The following is a 4,977-nucleotide window of genomic DNA, read 5'->3' as shown; positions in this document are numbered from 1 at the left end:
TAACTACATTTATTAAAATCGTAGCCTAATTAGTGTTTTACTTATCTTTACGCGAACGAAAATGTATTTTTGTAACAATTGCGTGACGGTTATAGCCCGGTTTAGTATCAGCATGAATAGGTAACAAGTGTTTTTTGAGATGGGTGATACTGCCAGGGAATTTTTTTTTGAAACCTGAACAAGAACAAATAATACAGGGAGTTTTTTTTAATGAATTTTCACTAAACATAACGCAGGGGCAAGCGTGGTACTTATGGTTTATTATGTTTAATTATTTCTGGTTGGCAGGAAACTATTCCCAGCTATTTAAGTAGATTTATATAATAAACGCCTAAAATTATAATATGGTAAAGTTATTTGTTGTGGGCATCCCACGAAATATGCAGGAAATTGCACTGCTGGAGCTATTTATGACCGAAGGTCAGGTAGAAATGGTGAAAATTGTCACGGATATAGATACAGGTGAAAGCAAAGGCTATGGTTTTGTTCATATGACCGACCAAGCAAGTGCGGATAGGGCTATCGCAGCTTTTGATGGGATGGAGATAGAAAACAGGCAGATTAATGTCAGGATAGCCGATGATAAAAGAGCAACCGCGAATAAGCCGGCCCCGTTTGCCCCTAAACCCAGTTTCGAATCGCCCGGTTATCAGAAAGTTGAAAAGCCGGACGGTTCAGTAAAGAAAAAACGCCCGAGACGGGCATGATAAATACCTTAACCTTTAAACAAGCTAAATCTCAGGTAAAACGTGAAGATCAATCAGCAAAACAACAACTTTTATCTTAGCCTGTAACTGAATCACTATATTGCATCAGCCAATGATAATGGTAACTGATCATGATATGGTTTAAAATTCTCCCGGAATTTATCAGCCAATCTCCCCGCAATAAAATCATAGTCCTGTTTATTGGCCCAGGTATCCCTTGGGTTTAATATTGCCGTAGGAACGCCGGGGCAGCTTTCAGGAATAAAAACTCCGAAAACCTGGTGAGCCCGGTACGGCACCATCTCTAACTGACCGCTGAGCGCTGCAGAAATCATGGCCCTGGTATATGCTAAGTTAATCCGGCTACCGGTTCCATATGACCCGCCCGACCAGCCGGTGTTTATCATCCATACCCTGGTTTGGTGTTTTTCGAGTTTTTCCTGTAGAAGGGTGGCATAAAAGTTGGGATGCAGAGGTAAAAACGGCGCCCCAAAACATGCACTAAAAGTAACTTGTGGTTCAATTACGCCTTCTTCTGTCCCGGCAACTTTGGCAGTATAACCGCTGATGAAATAGTACATAGCCTGTTCATGACTTAGCCTGCTCAGGGGCGGAAACACGCCGTAGGCATCGCAGGTAAGAAAAAACAGGTTTTGGGGAATCCCGGATAGGGCCGGGGCCTTAGTATGCGGTATAAAGTGTAAGGGGTAACTCACCCGGGTATTTTCTGTGATTGATTTACTTTCAAAATCAATGCGGTTAGTACCACTCGTGAAGCAAGTATTCTCTACCAGTGCTCCTGTGTGAATAGCCCGAAAAATCGCCGGTTCACGCTCTTCAGAAAGGTTGATGACTTTTGCATAACAGCCACCCTCGAAATTAAAAATGCCCTTATCATCCCAGCCATGTTCGTCATCACCTATCAGCCTGCGCGATGGGTCCGAACTCAGGGTTGTTTTACCCGTTCCACTTAAGCCGAAGAACAGGGCGGTGTCGCCTTGCGGCCCTTCATTGGCGCTGCAGTGCATGCTTAACACCCGGTGCTCAACCGGTAAGATGAAATTAAGCACAGTAAATACTCCCTTTTTTATCTCGCCTGTATAGCCGGTACCTCCTATGAGGATGGTTTTGTGAGAAAAAGAGATAATCGTAAAATTACTTTGCCTGGTGCCATGCTTTGCAGGGTCGGCTTTAAAGCCTGGCGCATGGATAATGGTCCAATCGGGCTCAAAGTTTTCCAGCTCTTCAATAGCAGGAGCGATGAACATATTGGCTGCAAAGTGGTTTGATGAAGGATTTTCATTGGCTATACGTATGTTGATGCGGAATGCCGGGCTGGCACAGGCATAAGCATCCCTTATCCATATTTCAGATTGCTGGTTCAGGTAAGCAATCAGGTCACGCCGGAGCATTAGAAAGGATGACACAGCTATCGGGTTGTTGAATTTATTCCAGTCGACGGTTTTTTTCGTCAGCGCATCTTTTACAATAAACTTATCTGCCGGGCTGCGGCCGGTAAATTCCCCGGTGCAGATTACCAACGCTCCGGTATCGTTTAAAATACCTTCCTTCCTTTGCAGCGCTTGTTCTACCAATTTTACAGTTGGCAGCTGGTAATTTATCCTGGTTTTCAGTGATAGCTTTTGGGCAATATGTTTTACCATGATCATTTAAATTTTTTTTGTGTTGCGAAGTTTATGCAGCGCCTGATTACGAATTTGCCTTACGCGTTCCCCGGTGAGCCCTAAATGCCTGGCAATGTCTGCAGATGTTGCTTCCTCATTCCCGGAAAGCCCAAAAGACAGATCGATCACCGAGCGCTCCCGCTCATTTAGCCGGGATAGGAGCAACGTTATCTCCAATGAAGCGTCTTCTGCCACCAGGGCTCCATCGGTACAGTTATCCTTTTCAAACAGCTGCTCGTGAAGTGAATATTCGTCTTCATCTCCGTAAGGCGCATCCAGGGAACTGATCCATGCTGCCACAGATAAAGCGTCGTTAACCTTTTCCGGCGACGTAGCCAGGTGTTCGGCAATCTGTTCTGCCGAAGGTTTGCGCAAGGTTTCCTGTTCTACCGCGGCTATCGCTTTATTGATCTTCGAGATATCGTGGATCTTGTTCATCGGCAACCTTATCATGCGCGAATTTTCTGTTAGGGCCGCCAGGATACTCTGTCTTATCCACCATACAGCAAAAGAAATAAATTTGAATCCCCTTGTTTCGTCAAACTTTTTGGCCGCTTTAATCAGCCCGAGGTTACCCTCGCTTATCAGGTCGCACAGCGGCATGCCCTGGCGCTGGTATTTTTTGGCTACAGAGACCACGAAACGCAGGTTGGTTTTAACCAGCCGGTCAAGCGCCGCCTGGTCGCCCTCTCTAATCCGCTTGGCCAGCGTTACTTCTTCCTCGGTGCTTACGGGGTTTAACCTGCTCAGTTCATGCAGGTAGGTTTCTACCGCGCGGCTTTCCCGGTTAGTTATGGTTTGGGTTATCTGTAATTCTCTCATGCTTCATCTATGCGGGTAAAAACATAATTATCATCTTTGATCCAGGTCTCCGCTGTTTCTGTCGACCTTTTTTTCTGTTCCAGGTTTTTCAGCATATCCTTAACCATCATGTCAAGATCATATTGCGGCCGCCAGTTCCAATCTGTGCGGGCGGGCAGGTCATTGATGCTTGCAGGCCAGCTATTTGCAATGGCCTGGCGACTGTCGGGCAGGTAAGTTACCCCGAACTCAGGGATATGTTTTTGGATAGCTGCTGCCAGATCACATGGGGAAAAGCTCAATGCAGAAAGGTTATAAGAGGTGCGTATTTTAACCTGTTCGGCAGGCGCTTCCATCAGTTCCATTGTGGCACGTACAGCGTCTGCCATGTACATCATCGGCAGGCAGGTATCTTCCTGCAGGAAACAGGTATAATGCCCTTTTTCAATGGCCTGGTGAAACATATCTATCGCGTAATCTGTGGTACCGCCACCCGGAGGGGATGTGGAGGAGATGAGGCCGGGATAGCGCAGACTGCGTACATCAAGGCCATATTTATCAAAATAATAGCTGCACCAGTATTCGCCCGCCCGTTTGCTGATGCCATAAACCGTTTTTGGTTCTGTAAGGGCTTCCTGCGGGCAAAGGTGCCTGGGGGACCCGGGACCGAATACAGCAATGCTGCTTGGCCAGAATACTTTATCCAGTCGCTGGGAAACGGCTACTTTTAGCACATTCAGCAAACCATTCATGTTAAGTTCCCACGCGGTATGGATGTGCTGTTCGCTGCTTGCCGAAAGCATGGCTGCCAGCAGGTATACCTGGGTGATGCTTTCTTCACGGACGAGTTGTGTTAATGCATCTATATTCAAAACATTCAGTTGCCGGTAAAGGCCTTCATTCGGGCTGCCGAAAAAGCGGTCGGCCGCAATGACATTGTTACTGCCGTACCTCAATCTTAAGGCACTTGTCAGTTCGGTCCCGATCTGTCCGCAGGCACCGATCACCAGGATTTTTACAGGTCTCATTAGTTTAATAATAGTTATAATTGGTTGGTCGGGATGTTGAGCATCCTTAATAATGTAAAGGTTGGGTTATTTGGTCTCTGAAACTATAGGGTGATTTATATTTAGAAAAAAGAACTAAAAAAACTACTATTTGTGGCTGATAAGATTAAAAGATCGCTGAATTTGCACCGGTTTTAAAAAAAACGGCTATAACCCTGTGTTTACTGTCAGAATAACAGGTTTAGAATATTGCCTATTTTACACTTAGTATCCGTTGGTGGATATCGGTTATTTAGTGCTAAATGAAATATTTTGTGCTTAAATGTTGTTTTTTAAGGATATAAGTGCTTATATTGGCTGAACCAATTAGTATCAATAAAAACGTAAACCATACACTAAGTCATATGCCGGTAGTTAAAACTTTAGGACAATTTATCATCGAAAAACAAGCCGATTTTGCATACGCCAAAGGGGAGCTTTCCAGGCTTTTGCGCGACATCGGGATCGCTGCCAAGATCGTCAACCGGGAGGTAAATAAAGCCGGCCTGATGGATATCCTGGGGCAGGCGGGCAGTATGAATATCCAGGGAGAAAGCCAGCAGAAACTGGATGTTTTTTCTAATGAACAATTTATATCTGCGTTGTCAAGCGGTGGCGAATGCTGTATCGTAGCATCAGAAGAAAACGAGGATATCATCCGGATAGATACCGAGGTGGCAAACAACGCCAAATATATCGTAGCTATCGATCCACTGGACGGTTCGTCCAATATTGATG

General features: G+C 45.3%; 4 protein-coding genes and 1 pseudogene. 2 read left to right on the top strand and 3 right to left on the bottom strand.

What is annotated here, in order from left to right:
• The first annotated feature begins 344 nt into the window (after positions 1–344).
• Positions 345–707, top strand: coding sequence for an RNA recognition motif domain-containing protein (locus AC1DPZ_RS21755; protein WP_477407377.1), 363 nt, complete (start codon positions 345–347; stop codon positions 705–707).
• 95 nt (positions 708–802) lie between these two features.
• On the opposite strand, the gene pckA is transcribed toward AC1DPZ_RS21755, so the two are convergent.
• Genes pckA through AC1DPZ_RS21740 form a run of 3 tightly spaced genes read right to left on the bottom strand, consistent with a single transcriptional unit; the run spans position 803 to position 4,221 of the window.
• Complete coding sequence (gene pckA, locus AC1DPZ_RS21750; protein WP_477407375.1) at positions 803–2,377, bottom strand: phosphoenolpyruvate carboxykinase (ATP); 1,575 nt, start codon at positions 2,375–2,377, stop codon at positions 803–805.
• Positions 2,378–3,214, bottom strand: a complete 837-nt coding sequence (locus tag AC1DPZ_RS21745) for a sigma-70 family RNA polymerase sigma factor (RefSeq protein ID WP_477407373.1) — start codon at positions 3,212–3,214, stop codon at positions 2,378–2,380.
• A complete protein-coding gene (locus AC1DPZ_RS21740) occupies positions 3,211–4,221 on the bottom strand; it encodes an NAD-dependent epimerase/dehydratase family protein (protein ID WP_477407371.1) in 1,011 nt (336 codons plus the stop codon). The genes AC1DPZ_RS21745 and AC1DPZ_RS21740 overlap by 4 nt, the downstream gene beginning before the upstream one ends.
• A 383-nt stretch (positions 4,222–4,604) precedes the next feature.
• Here AC1DPZ_RS21740 and AC1DPZ_RS21735 point away from each other — a divergent pair.
• A pseudogene (locus tag AC1DPZ_RS21735) lies at positions 4,605–4,977 on the top strand (class 1 fructose-bisphosphatase); the annotation flags it as partial.

This window comes from Mucilaginibacter sp. P4_G9, assembly GCF_056400985.1.
This window is presented reverse-complemented; position numbering and strand designations above follow the sequence as displayed.

What these genes read in the sequence shown, in the direction of transcription:
- AC1DPZ_RS21755 (WP_477407377.1), top strand. Translation starts at nt 345, where the DNA reads ATGGTAAAGTTATTTGTTGTGGGCATCCCACGAAATATGCAGGAAATT.
- pckA (WP_477407375.1), bottom strand. Translation starts at nt 2,377, where the DNA reads ATGATCATGGTAAAACATATTGCCCAAAAGCTATCACTGAAAACCAGG.
- AC1DPZ_RS21745 (WP_477407373.1), bottom strand. Translation starts at nt 3,214, where the DNA reads ATGAGAGAATTACAGATAACCCAAACCATAACTAACCGGGAAAGCCGC.
- AC1DPZ_RS21740 (WP_477407371.1), bottom strand. Translation starts at nt 4,221, where the DNA reads ATGAGACCTGTAAAAATCCTGGTGATCGGTGCCTGCGGACAGATCGGG.